The sequence below is a fragment of the Faecalibacterium sp. I4-3-84 genome (assembly GCF_023347255.1).
Lineage (GTDB): Bacteria > Bacillota > Clostridia > Oscillospirales > Ruminococcaceae > Faecalibacterium > Faecalibacterium taiwanense.
Map to the genome: position 1 here is coordinate 228,424 of NZ_CP094466.1, position 21,487 is coordinate 249,910.

Below are 21,487 nucleotides of genomic sequence, written 5' to 3' on the forward strand. Positions count from 1 at the left end.
ATGCCCCCTCTTATCGAAAATTATGTCAGCTGCTTCAACACGATCTCCTGCACTTCAGCCTGAATGTCTTCGATGCTGCGCATGTTGTCCCCGCTGGTGCAATGCACGACGGCCCAGCCAAGGTGCGCGGCACAATACTCGGCGGCGCAGCGGCTGCGGGCAAGATACTCGGTATCCTTCTCGTGCACATCCTTCCTGCTCTCGTCGCCGTGGTAACGCTGGGTCATAAGCTTCTGGCTCACGGCGGGGTCTACCTGTAAGTAGATCACCTCATCCGGCGCAGGCAGGCCCAGCAGATGGAACTCAAAATCAAACAGCCAGCCGAGAAAACTCTCCCACTGCTCCGGCGGAAGCTTGGAGCACTGGTGCACCGCGTTGGAGGTGGTGTAGCGGTCGGCAATGACGATGCCGCCATTCTCGTAAAAACTGCCCCAGTCCTTTTTGTAGCTGGCATAGCGGTCCACCGCATAAAAGCTGGAGGCTGCATAGGCGTTTACATCGTCCGGGTGCTGGCCGAACTGCCCTGCCAGATACATTTTTACAAGGGCGCTGGAGTCACTGCCGTAGTCCGGGAAGCTCACCTCGCGCACCGCAAGGCCCTGTGCAGCCAGATACCCGGCCAGCAGCTTTGCCTGCGTGGCCTTGCCGCTGCCGTCCAGTCCTTCAATGGCGATCAGTTTTCCCTTGCTCATACGCCTGCAGCCTCCTTGATGGATGCATATTTTGCGCGCACCTCAGCGGTTTTCCCGCAGCACATTTTTCCCTCCGGGCAGGGGCCGGATACACAGGCCGGGCCGGACTTTGCAAAGATATGCGGTGCCACCGGATACACCAGCTCAAACATTTTTTCGGCCAGCTCCCGGATCTCCCACTGGGCGCGACTGCAGCAGCGCAGGTGGAAAAAGTTCTGCAGGCTGCGGGCATTCATGGTGACCACCATCTTAGTCTCGCAAGCGTTGGGCAGTACAAAGCGGGCATCCTCGTTGGCCTGCTTGCTGGCCTTGGCGCGGGCCTGCTTTTCCGGCATTCCTTCAGCCATCAGGCGGGCGGTGTGGCCTTCTTCCAGCTTGTGGGCAAGGTCGAGGTAGCGCTTTGCGTCCTCTTCCATGCTGGCAAGGAAAGCTTCCTTTGCTTCCGGGATGGCTTCGATCTCGGGCGGTACCACATAACGGAAATCGTCCAGCCGTACATAGCGCTGGCTCTGCACACTGAAGGATGCAATGCGGTGGCGGGTGATCTGCGCCAGCAAAGTGCGGCTGACCCCCTCGATGCCAAAGGTGAAGCTGGCATGTTCAATGGGGCTGGCATGGCCCAGATCGCTGAGCATGGTCAGGAACTTCGCGGTCTTTTCCTCGGTCAGGCCGTCCAGCAGGTCGGTGATGTGCGCATCGGAATAGCAGAGCTTTGCCGCTGCAGCCACCACCTTTTCCGGTTCAGGGGTATGTGCGATCAAACGAACAGTCATCATAAGTGTGTTATTCCTCCGCAGTGATTTTGGTCAGGGGCGCAAAATTGGCCATGGTCTTTTTGATGCCCACCTTTTCAAAGTTGATCTCCACGATCTGATCTCCGGCGGCAGGCTTCACAGCCACCACCTGACCGCGTCCGAACACCTTGTGCTCCACAAGATCGCCCGGCTCATAGTGTTTTGCGCCTTTTGCAGCGGTTTTTGCTGCCGGCGTGCCTGTAAAGGAGATTTGCTTTGCAGATTTTTTCTGCGTTGTTCCGTCAGAATATGCAGAACTGTAACCAGAACCATATCCAGTACCTGCGCCGCTGCGGCCATAGCCGGAACCGTATCCGCTCTGGCTCTGGCCCCGGTTTGCATAGGCCGAGCCAAAGCCGCGGCCCTCGCCCGCGTTGTATTCGCGGTTCAGGTAGCCGCTGCGATTGCTATAGCCGCTTCCGTAGCCGCCCGTACCGTACCCACTGGCGCTGCGGCCCCATCCGGACGGCCCGGAGTAACCGGATGCACCACCGGGCACCGTATCACGATAGCTGTCGCCCCAGCCGCCAAAGCGGGAGCGCTGTTCCAGTACCGGGCTGCGGGTCTCCTCGATATACTCCGGCTCGATCTCCCGCAAAAAGCGGCTCGGCTCGTTGCGCTGGGTGCGGCCATACAGCATCCGGGAAACGCTGTTGGAGATGTACAGCTCCTTCTTGGCGCGGGTGATGCCCACGTAGGCAAGGCGGCGCTCCTCTTCCAGATCAGCTTCGGAATACTTGCTCATCTCGCTGGGGAACACGCCCTCCTCCATGCCAATCAGGAACACATACGGAAATTCCAGACCCTTGGCGGAGTGGATGGTCATGAGCACCACCTGATCGGCGCTCTCGTTATAGCTGTCGATATCGCTGATGAGGGCGATATCTTCCAGATAGCCTTCCAGCGTGGCTTCCTCACCGTGCTGGTCGCAGTAGTTCTTGACGTTGTTGACCAGCTGACCAAGGTTCTGCAGGCGGTCAGCCGCATCCTCGTGGCCCTTGGCTGCATCGGCTTCCAGCATGGCCTTATAGCCGGTCAGCTCGATCACATCGGCTGCAAACTCGTCCAGCGTGCGGGTCTCCAAAGAATCCTGCAGGCGCTGATAGATCTGCCAGAACTTGAGCAGCGGCATTACGGCGCGGCTGAGCTTTGCATATTGGTCGGCATGGCCGATGATGTCCAGCATGCTCACGCCCTCCTGCGCGGCCAGATCGGCAATGACCTCCACGGTGGTGGCACCGATCTTGCGGGCAGGCTCGTTGATGATGCGGCGCAGGCGCACATCATCGCGGGGGTTCGCCACGATGGACATGTAGGAATGGATATCCTTGACCTCTTTGCGGTCGTTGAAGCGCTGGCCGCCCACGATCTTGTGTGGGATGCCTGCACGGGTAAAGTAGCTTTCGATGGGGGCCGATTGGGCGTTCATGCGGTAGAGGATGGCGTGGTCGGCCAGATGTCCGCCCTCTTTCAGGTGCTGGCCGATCACATCCGCGATGTGGCTGGCCTCGTCCTGCTCGTTCTCGGCGGTGTACACCTGCACCTTATCGCCCTCGCCATTGCTGGTCCACAGGGTCTTGCCCTTGCGCTCGGTGTTGTGCTGAATGACACAGTTCGCCGCGTTCAGGATATTGGACGTAGAGCGGTAGTTTTGTTCCAGACGGATGGTCTTGGTGCCCGGGTAAACGCGCTCGAAATTAAGGATGTTCTCAATGGTAGCGCCGCGAAAGCGGTAGATGCTCTGGTCATCATCGCCCACCACGCAGATGTTCTTTTCCGGGCCGGTGAGGAGGCTCACCAGACGGAACTGCGCCACACTGGTGTCCTGATACTCGTCCACCAGCAGATAGCGGTATTTGTTCTGGTAGAAATCCCGCACATCCTTGTGCTCGGCCAGCAGCTGCACAGTCTGGTAGATCAGATCGTCAAAGTCGAATGCTCCGGCTTCTTTGAGCTTTTTCTCATAAGCGGCATATGCTCTGGCCGAAATTTCGCATTTATATCGATCGTACTTGCCCTCAATTCCCAATGTTGGATCTTTTAACGCATCGGTGGGGCTAACCATTTGATCTTTTCGTGCGCTCATCATATTGATTGCCGTCTTAATTGCTACAGATTTCTCATCTAAGCCAAGCTCTTTATACACGGCCTTCATCACGCGCTGGGAATCATCGGTATCGTAGATAGTAAAGCTGCGCGGATAGCCGATCTCCTCCGCCCAGCGGCGCAGGATGCGCACACAGGCCGAGTGGAAGGTGGAAGCGAACACTTCGTCGCCTTCTTCACCGCCCAGCATCCGGCGCAAACGTTCCTTCAGCTCCCCTGCCGCCTTGTTGGTAAAGGTGATGGCCATCACGTTCCAGCTGCGCACAGCGTTCTGGCGCAGCATCCCGTCCAGCCAGCTGGGGGCGGCAGTGCCGGTCATGATGGCGTTGCGCAGAGCCTTGATATCGTCCTCCGTGGCCGGGCGCGGTGTCTGTTTGGAGCCGTGGGCCGAGCCGAACCGGATGAGGTTTGCAATGCGGTTTACCAGCACGGTGGTCTTGCCGCTGCCTGCACCAGCAAGGATGAGCAGCGGGCCATCGGTGGTGAACACTGCCTGCCGCTGCATATCGTTCAGGCGGCCAAACTGTTTTTCGATATAGGTATCGCGCAGAGCGCAGAATTCCTGTGTGAGATCTGTTGCCATGGTTTCCCCTGTTCCTTTTATGTTTATACTATCAAAATACAGTATACCACATTTCAAAACGATTGAGAATAGCCGCCGCGTTCGCTCTGGCTATTTTCAGCGGAAAAAATATTTTTATAATTTGTAACTCCGAAAAGCCTGCGGGCTTTTCGGAGTTACTTTTTCACGAAAGAGGTCGTAGAGAAAAATTGCATCTGATAAAACAGCAGCCGTTTTTCGTTACGGCCTTTTTGTGAAAATGTGTTTGGAGCAGCCCGCAGGCTGCGACAAACACGAAATAAATAATATAATTTCCTTATTTTATGCCCAAAGCAAACGCGGCGGGCATTTCAAATCGTAAAACAAAAACCGCCCGGCAGCTCTTGCGAACCGACGGGCGGAAAAATGCTTTTCAGAAAGCGCTTAGCTGAAAATGTTGATCAGGATACCAGCAGCAACGGCGGAGCCGATAACACCGGCCACGTTGGGGCCCATTGCGTGCATCAGCAGGAAGTTGGAGGGATTCTCGCTCTGGCCAACCTTCTGGGAAACGCGAGCGGCCATAGGCACAGCGGAAACGCCTGCGGAACCGATCAGCGGGTTCACCTGACCACCGGTCAGCTTGTACATCACCTTGCCGCACAGCACACCGGCAGCAGTGCCGAAGGAGAATGCGATCAGGCCCAGCACGATGATGAACAGGGTGCGGGTGTTCAGGAAGGTGTTTGCAGAGGTGGTGCAGCCAACGGACAGTGCCAGGAAGATGGTGATAATGTTCATCAGCTCATTGCCGGCAGTCTTCTGGATGCGATCCACAACGCCGCACTCCTTCATCAGGTTGCCCAGCATCAGCATACCCACCAGAACAGCGGCATCGGGCACGATCAGAGAGACAATGATGGTGACCATGATCGGGAAGATGATCCTCTCGGTCTTGGAGACGGTGCGCAGCTGCTTCATCACGACGGTACGTTCCTTCTTGGTGGTCAGTGCCTTCATGATGGGCGGCTGGATAACAGGCACCAGAGCCATGTAACTGTAGGCCGCCACAGCGATGGAGCCCAGCAGCTCAGGTGCCAGACGGGAGGTAACGAAGATAGCGGTAGGACCGTCTGCACCGCCGATGATGGCGATAGCAGCAGACTGCTTCTGGGTGAAGTCCACCAGACCGGTAGCGGTCAGCAGACGAGCGCCCATGTAAGTACCGAAGATGCCGAACTGAGCGGCAGCGCCCAGCAGCAGGCTCTTGGGGTTGGAGATCAGGGGTGCGAAGTCGGTCATGGTGCCGATGCCCAGGAAAATCAGCGGCGGGTAGATGCCCAACTTAACGCCCATGTAGAGCATATCGGCCAGACCACCGTTGTTCAGGATCTCCACCCACATGGGGTGTTCCAGACCGTCACCGACGAAATATTGCATGTGGATAACGCCGCTGCCGGGCAGGTTTGCCAGGATCATGCCGAATGCCATGGGCAGCAGGATCAGCGGCTCAAACTCTTTGACGATGGCCAGGTACAGCAAAAAACAGCCCACGCAGATCATAACTGCGTACAGGTAGCCGCCCGGCTCGCCAAACTTCGCAAAGCCGGAGCTTTGGAAAATACCGACCAGAGTATCAATAAACTGTGTCATGCTCTTCCTCCTCTGTTAAAACGGTGCGGTGGTGTCGTTTACACCCGCATTGCCCCAGCCGTTCTTGCTGCGGCGCACAGCCTTGAGGGTGTACTTGCCGTTGCCCATTGCATGGATTGCTGCCATAATGGCGGCGATCACATCACCGGGAATGCCCTCTTCCACCTGAGGAGCGGGAGCAGCTGCGGCCTGCTGCACGGGTGCAGCGGGCTGTGCAGCGGGAGCCTTGGCGGCTTCCTTGGCAGCCTTCTTCTTTGCGTTCATCGAATCGAAGATCTTGCCTTCCAGCGTGATAATCGCCATCAGCAGGATAAGGATCAAGAACACCAGTACGATGCCGGTAATGGTAACGACCACGTCAAAACCTAAATCCATGGTTTTCCTCCTGTTTCTTGTATACTGCGTCCGATACAAGATCGTCAGCAGAAAATCAATTTGGGTACATTATACCTTATTTTCCAATTTATTTCAACAAAAATAGATATTTTTTCTTTTTGGCGCTTTTGTTCAGATTCATGGATAAATGGTGCAGCTTTGATTATCTGCGGCCAATGCGGGGCGTTGCATCCAAAAAGCCGGTTTCCAGCTTGTCGTTCAGGCCAAGGCTCATGGCAGTGCCCAGTGCCACACAGTTGACGGGATCGGGCGAAACTGTCACCTCCACCTTCAGCTCTTCGCTCAGGTATTCGGTAAGGCCGTGCAGCTGTGCACCGCCGCCGGTCAGCATGACACCATTGCGGAAGATATCGCCTGCCAGTTCCGGAGGGGTCTTTTCCAGCACCTGATGGGCTGCGGTGCCGATCTGCTCGCTGAGCATCATGACCGGGTCGTACAGGTCGTCAGTGGAAACATTCACACGCACCGGCAGGCCGGTGAGCAGGCTGCGGCCCTTGATCTCCATGGTCTCGTGGAAATCAGTCTTCTGGGGGCAGCAGGCCACATTCTTTTTCAGCTCTTCGGCGGTGCGCTGGCCAATGGCAACGCTGTACTTGTTGCGCACGAACTTGAGGATCTCTTCGTCGTAGTGGTTGCCGGCCACGCGTACGCTGGTGGCCTTGACCTTGCCGCCCAGAGAAAGCACTGCAATATCGGTGGTGCCGCCGCCGATATCAATGATCATGCGGCCCTCCGGCTGGGTGATGTCGATGCCGGAGCCAAGGGCAGCGGCAATGGGTTCGTCGATCAGGTACACCTGACGGGCACCAGCGGCCACCACAGCCTCCACCACGGCATCGCTTTCAATGCCGGTAATGGCGGCGGGCACACAGACGGCCACGCGGGGCTTGACCATGTGGGAGCTGTACACCTGCTTGACAAAACGGCAGATCAGCTCACGGGTCATGGTATGGTCACTGATCACACCGTCCTTCAGCGGGAAGATGGCAGAAATATAGTTCGGGGTGCGGCCCACCATAGCAAGGGCCTTATCGCCTGCTTCCAGCACGGTCTTCTTGCGGGTATCCATTGCCACAACGCTGGGCTGGTTGAGCACAACACCCTTGCCCTCCTGCGCAATGATAATAGTAGTGGTACCAAGATCGATACCGATATCGTTCTGTGCCATAAGTTCTCTTTTTCCTTTCTCTGGTTCCTCTATCGAAACAACGGCCTGTTGATGCAGGCCGGAAATCATACCAGCTTACAGTATAGCATAGTTGCCGCAAAATGTATACCGGTTTTGACGCAATGCAGTATTGTCACCGTTCACTCCGTCCCGCCTGCGCTCGCCAGACCACCAGCGTGAGAAGTCCTCGCACTTCCCGTCGGGCTTTTCTGTCGATTTTAGTCGCAGCCTACACTTTAGACATGGCTTCGCGCATCTTGCCGGAGCGAACGGTGCCGATGCCATCAGGACGGCAGATAGTTTCTCCAGCGAATGACCGGGAAGTGGGGCCCCGATACGAAGTATTGGGGCGGAACCGTGGGTTCCGGGCTGTTCGCGGAGAAAGCTATCTGCTGGCCTGCCCTATTCTGTTTCCGTCTGTTCCGGCGGCAGCTCTGCCTGCAAAAGATAGGCAAGGCCGCTGTAGCGCAGGTTCTGGCGGATGTTGCCCATCATGCGGTTCACAACGTCCCTGCGGCCCGCCACGATGCACAGCTTCCGTGCACGGGTAACGCCGGTGTAGAACAGGTTGCGGTAGCACAGCCGCGGCGGCACCTGCGCCACCGGCAGGATCACCGCCGGGAACTCGCTGCCCTGACTTTTGTGTACCGTGATGGCATAGGCGATCTCCAGCTCGCCCAGGTTCTCTGCCGGGTAGACCAGCCGCTTGTCATCCATGCGCACCACCATGGAGCGATCCCGCGTGTTGATGCTCTCCACAATGCCGATGTCGCCATTGTAGGCACCCACGCCCTGCTCCCCGCCAATGCGGTTCCAGATGATCTCGTAATTATTGCGCACCTGCATCACCTTATCGCCCACGCGGAACACCCGGGATGCGCTTTGCAGCTGGGGCTTGCCCGTCTGCTCCGGGTTGAGCAGGTTCTGCAGCTCCACGTTCAGTGCCTGTGTGCCGGTAGGGCCAAGCTTGGTGGGGCACAGCACCTGAATGTCCCGGATCGGATCGAAGCCGTAGCTGCGCGGCAGGCGGGTGGTGACCAGATCACACACCAACCGCTGGGCCGCATCGCCGTCCGATTCCAAAAAGAAGAAGTCGTCGGTCTTACCGCCCTTCTGCAGCGGTTCACCTGAGATGATGTGGTGGGCGTTCTCCACGATCAGGCTGCGCTTTGCCTGCCGGAAGATCTCGTTCAGGCACACGGTGGGCACCAGCCCGGAGCGGATGATCTCGCCCAGAATATTGCCGGGGCCGACGCTGGGCAGCTGGTCGGCATCACCTACCATGATAATGCGGCAGCTGTAGCGCAGCGCTGCGATCAGGGCCTGAAACAGCTTCACATCCACCATGCTCATTTCGTCCAGAATGACCACATCGCACTTGAGCAGATTCTTGTCGTTGTGGATAAAGCTGACCACGCCGCCGGTGTAGTCCACCTCCAAAAGACGGTGGATGGTGCTGGCCTTGCGGCCGGTCAGCTCACTCAGCCGTTTAGCCGCGCGGCCGGTGGGCGCACACAGGGCCACCCGTTCCGCCTGATCTTCCAGCAGCTGCAGAATGGCGTTGACGGTGGTGGTCTTGCCGGTGCCGGGGCCACCGGTAAGCACAAGGCAGTTCTCGGTCATGGCTTTGCGGATGGCTTCCTTCTGCAGGGGCGCATAGGCAAAGCCCTGCGTCAGTTCCAGAATTTGAATGTTTTTATCCAGCCCGTGGGCGGTATTCTTGCCCCGTTTTGTCAGCATGGCAAGCCGGGCGGCAATGTCCTCCTCGGCTTCCAGCAGGTCTGGCAGATAAATATACGGTGTGCCGTCAAACAGCTTCACCCGCAGTTCTTCGGTGCGGATGCACTCGTCCAACGCAGTAGCCAGCTTTTCCGGCGGCTGATGGATAAAATTGGATGCTGTTTCCAGCAGCTGGGTGCGCGGCAGGCAGGTGTGGCCGTTGCCCGCGTTGTGGCGCAGGGTGCGCAGCAGGGCCGCTTCCAGCCGCTGGGCGCAGTCGCCTTCCATGTGGTAATACTGGGCAATGCTATCCGCGTGGCGGAAATCCAGCTGCAGCGGTTCGCCGCAGAGCAGATAGGGATTTGCCGCAATGGCCTGCATGGCCCCGGGGCCGAAGGTGCGGAACACCTCCATCGCGCGGCGCGGGCTGATCTCGAACTGCGCCAGATAGGCGATCAGCTCCCGCATCCCAAACATCCGCTTGAATTCCTGCTGGATGCGGTCGGCCTTGTCCGCCGAGATGCCGGGCACCTGCGTGAGCCGGGCCGGGTCGTTGGCGATCACCTCAAGCGCCTCGGCACCGAACAGGTCGATGATCTTATCCGCCGTCTTGGCCCCGATGTACGGCAGTGACCGGCTGGCAAGGAACGCGTACACCGCTTCCAGATCCTTGGGCATGTCGGTCTCGCACTCCTGTGCGTGGAACTGGCGGCCATAGGTGGCGTGGTTCTCGTAGCGGCCGCGGCAGACCACGCTTTCGCCCGCGTGCAGTTCACCTACAATGCCGCACACCACTGTGACCACACCGCCGCCGGACACCTCGAACACCATATAGCCGTTGTCGGTGTTCTCGTAGATGATGTCCTCCACGGTGCCCTCGATCTGTTCCAGCTGCTGCTCTGCCATGCGCTCACCTCCTGCCAAATTACACAATTATAAGTAGTATAACGCTTTTGGCGGGATTTGTAAATCATCCGGGCAGACTGCAGTGCAGCCCTACCGTGGAGAAACACATGATACAGTGAGAAATATATAACTTACTTATGTTTCTTTTTGCCAGTGTATCAGGTTGATACACTGGCCTGCCCTGATACACTGACTCACTGTATCAATCAAGGGGCACTGTATCAGCTTGATACACTGTATTTTTCATCGCATCAGCGTTAATAATCCGTCACTGTATCAGATAAAACTCCCACAGTAGCACCTGATAAAGTTCCCTGAAACCGTAGGCTGCCCTACAGCCCGAACAGCAAAAAAGCTCCCCTTTGCAGGAGAGCTTGCGAACATTCTTTAAGCGTTTGCGGTGCGGGCATCGTGTTCCTTCTCGATGTCCTTTTCCTTCTGCAGGCGTTTGCGCACCACAAAATAGGCCGGAATGAGGAAGAAGCAGGCAAAGAACCATGCCACTGGGTTTGCGATGCAGGCCGCAAAGTAGCCCCACAGCGGCACGAACCAGAAGCCCACCATGGCGCGGGCCACCATCTCGGCCACACCGGCAAACATGGCAAGGCCGGAGAAGCCCAGACCCTGAATGGTGTAGCGGTAGATAATGAGCACCGCCAGCGGGATATAGAATACGCTGTTCCAGAAGATGAAGCTCTGGGCGTTGGCCATGATGGCGGTCTCGCTGGCATCCAGGAACAGGCCGATGAGCAGCTTATCCGTCACGCGCAGGATGAGGAAGGACGCAATGCTGTATACGCAGCCGATGCCGAGGGCGGTGTTCACGCCGCGGTCCACGCGGTCCAGATCCTTCGCGCCCATATTCTGGCTGGTGTAGGTGGTCATGGCGGTGCCGATGCTTTCCAGCGGCACACTCAGGAACTGCGCAGCCTTGCCGCCGGCGGTCTGCGCGGCCACGATGTCGCTGCCCAGACCGTTCACCGCGCCCTGCAGCACCACGCTGCCAATGGCGGTAATGCTGCACTGCAGGCCCATGGGAAGGCCCATGCTGCACAGCTTTGCGCAGTGGGTCAGGCTGAAACAGCCCTCTTCCCTGCTCCAGCGCAGTTCCGGGTAGTGGCGCATGATGTAAATAAGGCTGCCGATGCCCGCCACAGCCTGACTGACCACAGTGGCAAATGCCGCACCGAATGCCCCCATCTGGAACACGATGATGCACACCAGATCCAGCCCGATGTTCAAAAAGCTTGCCACCAGCAGGAAATACAGCGGGCGCTTGCTGTCGCCCAGTGCACGCATCAGGGCGCTGGTCACATTATAAAGCAGAGTGAAGGGGATGCCTGCAAAAATGGTGCGGATATAGATATCCGCAAGGTCGATGATATCGGCCGGGGTGTTCGTCCACACCAGCACCAGCCGGGTCATAGCCACCGTAACGATGGTGAGCACCGTGGCAAAAGCGATGGACAGCCACACGGTATTGGCAGTGTAGCGGCGCATCTCCTTGTAGTCCTTTGCGCCGAAAGTCCACGAGATGGGGATGGAAAAACCGCAGGCGATGCCGTTCACAAAGCCCAGCACCAGATAGTTCAAACCGCCCACGCTGCCCACAGCGGCCAGCGCTTCCACGCCCACAAAGCGGCCCACGATGATGGTATCGGCCAGATTGTAGAACTGCTGGAACAGGCTGCCCAGCATCAGCGGCACCGCAAACGCAAGGATCAGCTTGAGCGGACTGCCTTGGGTCATATCCTTTGTCATAGTATAAAATCCTCCTGCCACACTGGGAACCGGCTTGATGTCGTGATTTTTGCCGTGAAAAACGCCCTGCCGGAAAGGGGCAGGACGTCGTGTACATTCATGAATGATATTATAGTGGAGTGACGCAGGATTTACAAGATTTGCATTGCATCAACATTTCCAAATTTTTGCCGCAAGAATTGGTGATTTTGCTTATTCCGAGTAATGCGCAAGGAACTGTTTGGTGCGCTCCTCCTGTGGGTGCTCAATGAGCTGCTTGGCAGGGCCTTCCTCCACCACCACGCCGCCATCCATGAACATGATGCGGTCGGCCACGTCACGGGCAAAGTGCATCTCGTGGGTGACGATGATCATGGTGGTCTTGCGGTCGGCAAGGTCGCGCAGGACGCGCAGCACCTCGCCGGTCAGCTCCGGGTCGAGGGCCGAGGTCGGCTCGTCGAAGCAGAGAATGTCCGGGTGCAGAGCCAGTGCGCGGGCAATGGCCACGCGCTGCTGCTGACCGCCGGAAAGCTGGTGCGGGTAGTGGCCTGCCCGGGCAGAAAGGCCCATCTGGGCCAGAAGTTCCTGTGCCTGCTGTTCCAGCTCGGCATGGATGGCCTTTTTGTTGGCCTTGTAGTCCGGGCGCTCCTTCGCCAGCAGTTCACCCGCCAGCATTACGTTCTGCAGGGCGGTGTACTGCGGGAAGAGGTTGAAGTTCTGGAATACCAGACCAAAGTGCAGCCGCTTTTTGCGGATCTCGCTCTCGCGCTGGGTGGCGGGGTCGGCAGCGTCCCACATGGTCTCGCCGTTCACCTTGATGATGCCAGTGTCCGGCCGTTCCAGAAAGTTCAGGCAGCGCAGCAGAGTGGTCTTACCGGAGCCGGACGAGCCGATGATCGCCAGCGCTTCGCCCTGTTCCAGCGTGAGTGAGATATCCTTGAGTACTTTGGTATCGCCAAAGTTTTTGCCGATGCCGGAGGCTTCAAGCAGTGCCATGATCTAATTTCCTCCCTTTCATCAGCGGAAATAATCCAGTTTCTTTTCGGCCCAGCCAAACAGCAGGGTGAGTGCGCCCACGAACACCAGGAAGAAGATGGCAGTGGAGAACAGCGGCCAGATCAAGCCCTTTGCGCTGTACTCCTTGGCCATCATGATGATTTCCTTGTTGGCAATGGTGTTTGCCAGCGAGGTATCCTTGACGAGGGTGATCACCTCATTGCCCATGGGGGCCAGAATGCGCTTGACCACCTGCAGCAGCGTCACCTTGAAAAAGATCTGGGTCTTGGTCATGCCCAGCACCTGACCGGCCTCGGTCTGGCCCTTGGGAACGGCTTCGATGCCGCCGCGGTAGATCTCGGAGAAGTAGCAGGCGTAATTGATGGCAAAGGCCACCACCGCCGCCACCATGCGTCCGCCGGAGCCGGAGGGCCAAGGGTTATTCATGCCCAGCAGGCCGGGGCCAAGGTAGATCACGATGATCTGCAGCATCAGCGGCGTGCCGCGGATGACCCACACAAAGGTCTTTACCGCGCCGGAAAGCGGCTTACACCGGCTCATGGAGCCGAAAGCCACCACCAGACCCAGCGGCAGCGCAAACAGCAGGGTCAGAGCGAACAGCTCACAGTTGAGCAGAAACGCGCCGGAAAGGCGACTCAGAATCACAGACACAAGAACACACCCATCAATCCGTTTTTTGAACTCCTTCCATCACCTTCGGTGACAGCTCCCTCAATGAGGGAGCCTCACGCACATCAGTAACAAAAAGCCTCCCTCACCGAGGGAGGTGGCATCGCGCAGCGATGACGGAAGGAGTAATTACATTCTTATAGAACTCAGTCGGCCAGAGCCAGATCGTACTTGTCGGCCAGAGCCTGCATGGTGCCGTCAGCCTTCAGCTCATCAAAGGCGGCATCCACAGCTGCGGCGGCATCGCTGCCCTTGCGGAAGGCCACGCCGTACTCTTCAGCGTTCAGCTCGTCCACGATCTTCAGGCTTGCATAGTCGGTGCCCTCACCGATCATGGCGTTGGCCAGAGTCAGATCCAGCACAGCGGCATCAGCAGTGCCTGCGGCAACTTCCATCAGGCAGTCGGTCTGCACGCTCTTGGAGACGTAATCGGCCTGTACAAGGTTCTCGTCGCCCTCAATGGCGGCTTCACCGGCAGAGCCAGCCTCGGCAACCACGGTCTTGCCCACCAGATCCGCAGTGGAGCTGTAGTCGGTGCCGTCCTTCACGACCACGACCTGTGCGTTCTTGGCGTAGGCCTTGGTGGTGGCGGTGTTGGCCATGATGTCATCGGTCAGGGTCATACCGTTCCAGATGCAGTCGATGCTCTTGGCATCCAGCTCCACCACCTTGGTATCCCAGTTGATCTCCACGAACTCCGGCTCGACTCCCAGCTTTTCGCACACGGCAGTTGCCAGCTCGGTATCAAAACCGGTAAAGTTGCCGTCGGCATCGGTGTAGTTCATCGGCTCATAGACGGTGTAGCCAATGACCATCTTGCCCTTTTCCTTGATGTAGTCCAGATCGCTGGCTGCGGTCTCGGAGGCGGCTGCGCTCCCGGAGGCAGAGGCAGAAGATGCCACGGTGGAAGTGGATGCGGCACCGCCGCAGGCGGCAAGGCTCAGTGCCATGGCACCAGCCAGAAAAGCAGAGACAAGACGTTTCATAAAAGGCTCCTCCCTTTTTTGTTTCCCAAATGTGTTCCCTCTCGGTTTAGCATTTTATCATGCTAAAGTGTTAAACTGTGACTATAGAATAGCGCGTTTGCAGCCATTTGGCAAGAGGAAATGCAAAAGTTAGTGCAGTTCGTCTTTTTTAAGGCTTTTCTGCGCCAATTCTTTGGTCCGATTGCACAAAGAAAAGAGGAAAAGCTTTGCGCCTTTCCTCTTTTCTCCGCTTTACTCTTCCGCAAACGCCGCCAGCGCAGCCTTCTGCAGCTCCGTCACCGAGATGGTGCACAGTGCCGCAAGGTCGGCATCCGAACCATCGTCCGGGATGCCTGCGATCTCAGTACGGGTCTTGCCCTTCAGGTAATCGCACCAGCCCTCGCTGTGCTCGTACCATTCCTTGTCCAGACTGGATGCCCCGCGCATCCCGTAGCTGTCGCCCAGTTCCACCTTGGTTTTGACCATCTCCGGTGCCGACACCGTACCATCCGCGCCCACGGTAAGGGCAGGCTCTGCCACATCCGCCACTGCACCGGTCACACGGCCGTCAGCATCCAGCGTCAGGGCTGCCACTGTGATGTCCACCTGCGCGGTCACATCGTGGTCATCGTCGGCGGTCAGTTCCTTGGTGTCATTGCGCACTGACACGCCCAGCACAGCGCGGTCGCCGCGGGCCGAGCCGACTGCCTTTGCATTCTCGCAGGCGCGCACCACAGCATCCCGATAGCCGTCCACCGCAATGGTGCAGGTGGAGAGCAGGTCAGCATCCTTCGGCTTGCCGTCATCGTCGGTGGCAATCTTCTTCACCTCATCCGGGGTTTTGCCGGTAAGATAATTGCCAAAGGCATCCGCCTGCTCTGCCCAGCCCTTTTTCAGCGAGGACACCGCCGCCAGCGGGTAATCGTCGCCCTTCTGGCGCTTGGTGCGATCGTCGGTGGGCATCGTCACCTTGCCGGTGCTGTCCCCCGTGACCGAGATCTCCACCTCGTCCAGCATCACATCTGCCACCCTGCCCTCGGCATCCAGCAGAACGGCAGCTGCGATGGTATCGATCTTGCCCGCGCGTTCCTGATCAGACGCTTCGGTCAGGATGCCAAGGCCGGTGCGGTATGCAGCGTTCTGGTCCGCCTGCCCCGTCTGCGATGAACTGCCGCCCATGTTCGTGCTCATGCTGCCGGAGGAACCGGAATCGCTTCGACTGCAGGCGGTCAGGGCCAGAGCTGCCGCCAGCGTGCAGCCCAGGATCATGCGAGGTATCTTTTTCATTATAATAAAACGCTCCCTTTCCTGCCCCCATCGTAAAGGGGCTTTTGGGCTAGTTTACCCGGAAAGGGAGTTTTTATCACATCAAGGGGCTCAGCAGCCGCAGCACACTGTCCAGCACCGTGCCGGGCAGGCTGGTGCGGCATTCCGTCACCTGTATCTCGCGGCACTGCGGCAGCGTGGCCCGTACATCGTCCCGCAGAACTGCCACCTGACTGTTCTTTTGCAGCAGTACACCGCACTCAAAGTGTAGGAACAGGCTGCGGTAGTCCATGTTGATGCTGCCCACTACGGCAGTTACATCGTCGCTTACCCAGCACTTGGCATGCAGAAAGCCGGGCGTATATTCGTAAATGCGTACACCTGCCCTCAAAAGCGGCAGATAGTACGACCGGCTCAGCCGGAACACCAGCTTTTTGTCCGGGATTCCCGGCAGCACCAGCCGGATGTCCACCCCGCGCTTGGCCGCGTTTTTCAGTGCGTCCAGCATTTCCTCGCCCACGGCAAGGTAGGGCGTGTAGATATAAACATACCGCTGTGCCTGCGCAAGGATGTTCAGGTACACCGTCTCGGCCATCGGTTCCTCGTCCAGTGGGCTGTCCGCGTAGGGCTGCACGATGCCGTCCGATACCGGCGGCACCAGCGGCATGGGACGAAATGCATCATAATCCGTCTCGCTGGAGCGGAAGGCGTTCCAGAAGTTGAGGAACATCACCGTAAAATTCCACGCGGCATCGCCTTCCACACGCAGGGCTGCATCCTTCCAGTAGCCAAAGCGCTGCTCCGCATTGATATACTCATCTGCCAGATTCACGCCGCCGGTGTAGGCCACCGTACCGTCAATGACTACGATCTTGCGGTGGTCGCGGTGGTTCATCACCAGCGAGAGCAGCGGCACCACCGGGTTGAACGGGATGCAGCGGATGTGCGCCCGCTCCATGCGCACGATGAAATCGGCGGGCAGACCCAGCAGACTACCAAAATCATCGTAGATCAGGCGCACATCCACGCCCTGCGCAGCCTTGCGGCGCAGGATTTTTTCAATGCCGTTCCACATGCAGCCGTGGCTCACGATGAAAAATTCCAGAAAGATGCTCTTTTCAGCCTTTTCCAGATCGGCCAGCAGCTGCGGATACATGGCTTCACCGCAGGCAAAATACTGCGTGCGAGTGTTCTGCCACGCCGGATAGGGGCCGTACTTTGCCACATATCGGCTCTGCCCCTGCTCGCGGGCATCCAGACCTTCCAGCACACCCGGCTCCTGTACAAGGTCTTTTTTGTGGGCATCCTCCACCGCCTGCATTTTCAGGCGCAGACGCTTGGCCGGGCGTTTGTTGCCAAAGGCCAGATACAGCGCACCGCCCAACAGCGGCAGAATGCCGATCAGCGCGATCCAGCCCACCTTGTAGGCGCTGTTCTCATCCTTGCGCACAAGGTACAGGACGATGAGCAGGCTCAGTGCGTTGAGCAGGCCGTTCACCCACACGCGGCCCGTGCCGGTGGTGATGGCAAACGCCACCCAGCACAGCCACAGCAGCTGCAATGCCACCAACACAACCGTGATGGTGATGCGGTTCAGAATGCGGCTGAAAAAGCGCACGATCGGTGAACGAAAAAGCATGGGCCTGCCCTCCTTTCCCATTTATAATTATGTGTAAGTATAGCGCGGTTTTACAACTTTTTCAAGTTTTGCGTTGTTCAAAAAAAGCAAGCCAGACCCGCAGGCCCGGCTTGCTTGCAATATCAAAAACTCTTTTACTCTGTTTTTCCGTCCTCATAGCCCACCATCAGGCCACCCTGCTCAGCGTAGTAGCTGCACAGGCCGCCGCACTCGGTCACATCCACCTGCGCTCCTGCAAACACCGCATGGATCATCAGCTTCAGGCGCTTGGCAGCTTCTGGGTTATCACAGTGGGCAATGTGCACTTTGCCATCGGTAAAGCCGTGATCCTTCAATTCCAGCACGATGCGCTCCAGTGCACCGTGCTCGCCGCGGGTCTTACACAGCACCTCCAGCTCGCCGCTCTCACTGGCCTGACCAATGACCCGGATGCCCAGCATCCGTGCCACAGCGGCAACGGCAGGCTTCACACGGCCATTGCGGGCCAGATTGGCCAGCGATTCCAACGAAAACAGCAGATGTGTGTGCTTGTGGTAAGCCAGGATCGCCTCGCAGATCTCGTCAAACTCCATCCCGATCCGGACGAGATCCCGCAGACGCTCTGCCAGCAGACGCAGCTCCGGCCCGGCGGACAGGCTGTCCAGAACAAAAACACGGGCCTCCGGGTGCGTTTCCTTGTATTCTTCCGCTGCCAGCAGTGCAGCATTGTAGCTGCCGGACAGTGTGCCCGTGATGGTGGCAACAAAGATCTGCTCCGCACCCTCATAAGCAGCCAGCCAGTCTGCCACATTGGGGCAGGAGGTGCTGGTCTTGCCCTTGTAAGTACGCAGAGACCGGGCCATATCCACAGCATCCAGAGTACCGTCATCCAGATATTCCTGTTCATCCGTGACGATCTTCAACGGCACACAGGCAAAATCCACGCCCGGCAGGGCATACAGGCTGGACGAAGAATCCACAACGATCTTGGTTTTCATAAAATGCACGCTCCAAATCTATTTTGTGATAGCAGGTCATTTTTTATTTTCCGTGCCTTACACGCACTTCCGCCTGCATGGTTTTCGGTTCACTGCAGACATCATAGCAGTTTTTCAAAAACCTGTCAAGGGATTTTATGCATTCTTTAAAAAGTTTTAAAAATCCGTTGACCAGAGAACCGATTTGCGCTATAATACCGCCAGAAAACCATTTTCTGTATCCCGCGCAGCCCAGCTGCGCCAACCTTAGAAAACTGCTTACGATATGAAAACTGAAACCAAATGCCGCGTTGCGGCCTGCGCCGCCGGATTTGCCCTGCCCCGGTACGCCGATCTCCCGCAGATGGGGCTTTATCTTGACCAGACCGTGCAGTACGTCAACAGCTATTTCCGCACCTTCTGCGGCGTGGAGCTCACCTCTTCCATGGTAAGCAACTACGTTAAAAAGGGCATTTTGTCCCACCCGGTGCGCAAGAAGTACGCCCGCGATCAGATCGCATCCCTGATGTACATTGCAGTCTCCAAAACGGTGCTCTCAATGGAAAACATCGATGCCCTGTTTAAAATGCAGCGGGCGCACTGTTCCGCCGGGGCAGCTTACGACTACTTCTGCGACGAGATGGAGAACTGCCTGCCGTTCGTATTCGGCTGCACCAGGGAGATCCGCGACCTTGCCGTGGATGCCGCAGATGAAAAGCTGCTTCTCCGCAGCACGATCCTTGCAGCGGCAAACAAAATGTACTTGGACTGCTGCTTCAACGCCCTGCGGCAGGAGGAAAATCTCTGGGATACCATTCTGCCCGATCTGGCGTAAGAACACAAAAAAGGCCGTGCCTCCATAAAAGGAAGCACGGCCTTTGCATTTTATACGTTCAAGATTAGGTATCCTGCAGCTCCCCGCGGCTTGCAGCCTTGAGGTATGCGAAGATGAAACCGTCCAGATCGCCGTCCATCACGGCATCCACATTGCCGGTCTCGTAGTTGGTGCGGTGATCCTTGACCATGGTGTAGGGCATGAACACATAGCTGCGGATCTGGTGACCCCATGCGATCTCGTTCTGCACGCCCTTGATGTCGTCGATCTTATCCATGTGCTGCTGCTTTGCGATCTGATACAGCTTTGCCTTCAGCATTTCCATGGCGTAGTCACGGTTCTGGAACTGGCTGCGCTGGGTCTGGCAGCTGACCACGACGCCGGTGGGCTTGTGGATCAGACGGACAGCGGAAGAGGTCTTATTGATGTGCTGGCCGCCTGCACCGGAGGAACGGTACACCTGCATCTCAATGTCCTCGGGGCGGATATCCACCTGAATGGTGTTATCCAGCTCAGGCATCACTTCCAGCGAAGCAAAGCTGGTCTGGCGGCGGGCGTTGGCGTCAAAGGGCGACACGCGCACCAGACGGTGCACACCGTTCTCGCTCTTGAGCAGGCCGTAGGCGTTGGCACCCTTCACCATCATGGAGGCGCTCTTCATGCCGGCTTCATCACCGTCCTGATAATCCAGAACCTCCACGGTCATGCCGTGGTTGGAAGCCCACTTGTTGTACATGCGGTACAGCATTTCGGCCCAGTCCTGTGCCTCAGTGCCGCCGGTACCGGCATGGAAGGTCAGGATGGCGTTGCTGTGGTCGTACTCACCGTTCAGCATGGTCATCAGCTGCAGCTCGTCCACAGCCTTGCCCACAGCGTTCACAGACTCCTCTGCTTCGGGGATCATGGCGGGGTCGTATTCTTCATCCAGCATTTCCAACATGGTCTCGGCATCATCGTACAGGCCCTGCAGCTTTTCAAAGCGGCTCAGCTTGCCCTTCAGGTCGCCCACTTCGTCAAAGACCTTCTTGCTCAGGTCTGCATCATCATAAAAGCCGGGGCGGCTCATGGTGTGCTCCAGCTCCTGCACGCGCTTGCGGGAGGCATCAATGGCAAGAGCTTCTTCCAGGTCCTTGACCGCCTTGCCGTAATCGGCAAGCTGCACCTTCAGTTCGTCAATCGTGATCATTCTCTAAATCCCTCTCGAAATGATAAATAAGGTAAAGTCCTTTGTACTTGCCAAAAGACACAGTTTATACACAGATACTTCATTAGTATACCGAGAATCTATGCTAAAGTAAAGGGGTAAATGGATTATCCTGCTGGAATTTTGAAGATTTTCACCTTTTCTTTTCTCTTTCAGGGGAGTATAATACCAGTATGAACCATACAACAGGAGGAAATCATGCCGAAATATTATGGCTGTCCCTGCGAAGGCTGCGGCAGACCGCTGGCGCTGACCGATGATATCGTGGTCTGCCCGGACTGCGGCGCGCCCTATCACCGCGAGTGCTACGAAAAGCTTGGCCGCTGCATCCACACCCCCGCCCATGGCGCGGGCTATGAATGGACGTTCCCGTACAAAGACGATGCTCTGCGCACCTGCCCCAGCTGCGGTGAGCGCACCCTGCGCACCGAAGAGCGCTGCCGCTGCTGCGGTGCCGTTCTTCCGCCGGAGAGCCAGTGCCCGGAGCCACCCACCCAGAGCCAGCCCGGCACCGACGCAGACGGACGCTTTGACTACAACGACCTTTACCGCCAGTATCAGCAGACGGTGGAAGAACCCACCCGCCGCAACGTGCAGGCGGCCTTTGGCAAGGAAGAGCTGATCGACGGCATCCCTTACAGCGACTGGAACGATTATATTGGCAAGGCTGCGCCCGTCTACCTGAACGATTACAGCCGGATGCAGCTGCAGCACACCAAAATTTCCATGTGCTTCTCGGCGCTGGTGTTCGGCCCGTTCTATTTCTTCTACCGCAAGGCGTGGAAGCCCGCCTTTGGTTTTCTGGCCGCAGAGCTGGTGGTGGCCCTGCCCACCCTGCTGAGCATGATGCAGGCCACCGGCAGTCCGCTCACTGCGGGCATCAGCAGCACTGCCATCGTCATGCTTTCCCGCATTATGACGGTGTTCAGCTTTGCGCTGGTGATGCTGCGCACCCTGTACGCCAAGTGGCTGTACCGCAAAAGCGCAGCCGAGCGCATCCGCCGCATCCGTGCCGAGTTCCCGGACGCTGCCCAGCGCCGTGCGGTCCTGTCTGCGCAGGGCGGCGTGAGCATCGCCGGTGTGATCGGTGCCTGTGTACTGCTGATGGTGCTGGGTGCCTGCGCTACCGTGCTGATGGGTCCGAATCTGGACGCTTTGACCGGGATGCTCTGATCTGCAATGCCGCCTGCAAAGGCTGGCATTGCGGATTTCAAAATAGTA

General features: G+C 57.6%; 17 protein-coding genes. 2 read left to right on the plus strand and 15 right to left on the minus strand.

The annotated features are described in order from the left end of the window. Window positions 1-20: 20 nt before the first annotated feature. The 14 genes from MTP41_RS01135 to MTP41_RS01200 all read right to left on the minus strand — a co-directional run bounded on the left by MTP41_RS01135 (window position 21) and on the right by MTP41_RS01200 (window position 18,248). Window positions 21-692, minus strand: a complete 672-nt coding sequence (locus MTP41_RS01135; protein ID WP_249235999.1) for a dTMP kinase — start codon at window positions 690-692, stop codon at window positions 21-23. After that, window positions 689-1,468 carry an FAD-dependent thymidylate synthase gene (gene thyX / locus MTP41_RS01140; RefSeq protein WP_120081495.1) on the minus strand — a complete coding sequence of 260 codons (780 nt, stop codon included), beginning with the start codon at window positions 1,466-1,468 and terminating at the stop codon, window positions 689-691. Before thyX ends, MTP41_RS01135 begins: the two co-directional genes overlap by 4 nt. A 7-nt stretch (window positions 1,469-1,475) precedes the next feature. Continuing rightward, on the minus strand, window positions 1,476-4,175 hold the full coding sequence (locus tag MTP41_RS01145; RefSeq protein WP_249236000.1) for an ATP-dependent helicase: 2,700 nt from the start codon (window positions 4,173-4,175) through the stop codon (window positions 1,476-1,478). Between the two features lie 402 nt (window positions 4,176-4,577). Beyond that, the gene (locus tag MTP41_RS01150; RefSeq protein ID WP_223389822.1) at window positions 4,578-5,786 is read right to left on the minus strand and encodes a sodium ion-translocating decarboxylase subunit beta; all 1,209 of its coding nucleotides are present in this window, start codon (window positions 5,784-5,786) and stop codon (window positions 4,578-4,580) included. A gap of 15 nt (window positions 5,787-5,801) precedes the next feature. Further along, window positions 5,802-6,161, minus strand: a complete 360-nt coding sequence (locus MTP41_RS01155) for an OadG family transporter subunit (protein ID WP_005941465.1) — start codon at window positions 6,159-6,161, stop codon at window positions 5,802-5,804. Window positions 6,162-6,324: 163 nt separating this feature from the next. Next, window positions 6,325-7,350, minus strand: coding sequence for a rod shape-determining protein (locus MTP41_RS01160; protein WP_005941460.1), 1,026 nt, complete (start codon window positions 7,348-7,350; stop codon window positions 6,325-6,327). A 402-nt stretch (window positions 7,351-7,752) separates the two neighbouring features. Further along, a complete protein-coding gene (recD2, locus tag MTP41_RS01165) occupies window positions 7,753-9,975 on the minus strand; it encodes an SF1B family DNA helicase RecD2 (protein ID WP_249236001.1) in 2,223 nt (740 codons plus the stop codon). A gap of 387 nt (window positions 9,976-10,362) precedes the next feature. Beyond that, complete coding sequence (locus MTP41_RS01170) at window positions 10,363-11,736, minus strand: MATE family efflux transporter (RefSeq protein ID WP_249236002.1); 1,374 nt, start codon at window positions 11,734-11,736, stop codon at window positions 10,363-10,365. A 192-nt stretch (window positions 11,737-11,928) separates the two neighbouring features. Then, on the minus strand, window positions 11,929-12,711 hold the full coding sequence (locus MTP41_RS01175) for an amino acid ABC transporter ATP-binding protein (RefSeq protein ID WP_005938624.1): 783 nt from the start codon (window positions 12,709-12,711) through the stop codon (window positions 11,929-11,931). Window positions 12,712-12,732: 21 nt separating this feature from the next. Next, window positions 12,733-13,377 (minus strand): amino acid ABC transporter permease, encoded by a 645-nt coding sequence (locus MTP41_RS01180; RefSeq protein ID WP_005938622.1) that lies wholly within the window; start codon window positions 13,375-13,377, stop codon window positions 12,733-12,735. Window positions 13,378-13,547: 170 nt separating this feature from the next. Then, entirely contained in the window at window positions 13,548-14,387 is an 840-nt protein-coding gene (locus MTP41_RS01185; RefSeq protein WP_097777677.1) for a transporter substrate-binding domain-containing protein, read from the minus strand. Window positions 14,388-14,618: 231 nt separating this feature from the next. Continuing rightward, the gene (locus MTP41_RS01190) at window positions 14,619-15,653 is read right to left on the minus strand and encodes a hypothetical protein (RefSeq protein WP_249236003.1); all 1,035 of its coding nucleotides are present in this window, start codon (window positions 15,651-15,653) and stop codon (window positions 14,619-14,621) included. A gap of 76 nt (window positions 15,654-15,729) precedes the next feature. Then, the gene (cls, locus tag MTP41_RS01195) at window positions 15,730-17,271 is read right to left on the minus strand and encodes a cardiolipin synthase (protein ID WP_249236004.1); all 1,542 of its coding nucleotides are present in this window, start codon (window positions 17,269-17,271) and stop codon (window positions 15,730-15,732) included. A 134-nt stretch (window positions 17,272-17,405) separates the two neighbouring features. Then, a complete protein-coding gene (locus tag MTP41_RS01200) occupies window positions 17,406-18,248 on the minus strand; it encodes a DegV family protein (RefSeq protein WP_249236005.1) in 843 nt (280 codons plus the stop codon). Window positions 18,249-18,513: 265 nt separating this feature from the next. On the opposite strand from MTP41_RS01200, the gene MTP41_RS01205 reads away from it, so the two are divergent. After that, window positions 18,514-19,062: a DUF1836 domain-containing protein gene (locus MTP41_RS01205; protein ID WP_005938962.1), complete on the plus strand. Its 549-nt coding sequence runs from the start codon at window positions 18,514-18,516 to the stop codon at window positions 19,060-19,062. Window positions 19,063-19,126: 64 nt separating this feature from the next. Here MTP41_RS01205 and prfB read toward each other — a convergent pair whose 3' ends face one another. Then, window positions 19,127-20,248 carry a peptide chain release factor 2 gene (prfB, locus tag MTP41_RS01210; RefSeq protein WP_097775423.1) on the minus strand — a complete coding sequence of 374 codons (1,122 nt, stop codon included), beginning with the start codon at window positions 20,246-20,248 and terminating at the stop codon, window positions 19,127-19,129. A 216-nt stretch (window positions 20,249-20,464) separates the two neighbouring features. Between prfB and MTP41_RS01215 the strand changes: the two genes are divergently transcribed. Further along, window positions 20,465-21,439 carry an RING finger protein gene (locus MTP41_RS01215; RefSeq protein WP_249236006.1) on the plus strand — a complete coding sequence of 325 codons (975 nt, stop codon included), beginning with the start codon at window positions 20,465-20,467 and terminating at the stop codon, window positions 21,437-21,439. Window positions 21,440-21,487: the final 48 nt, after the last annotated feature.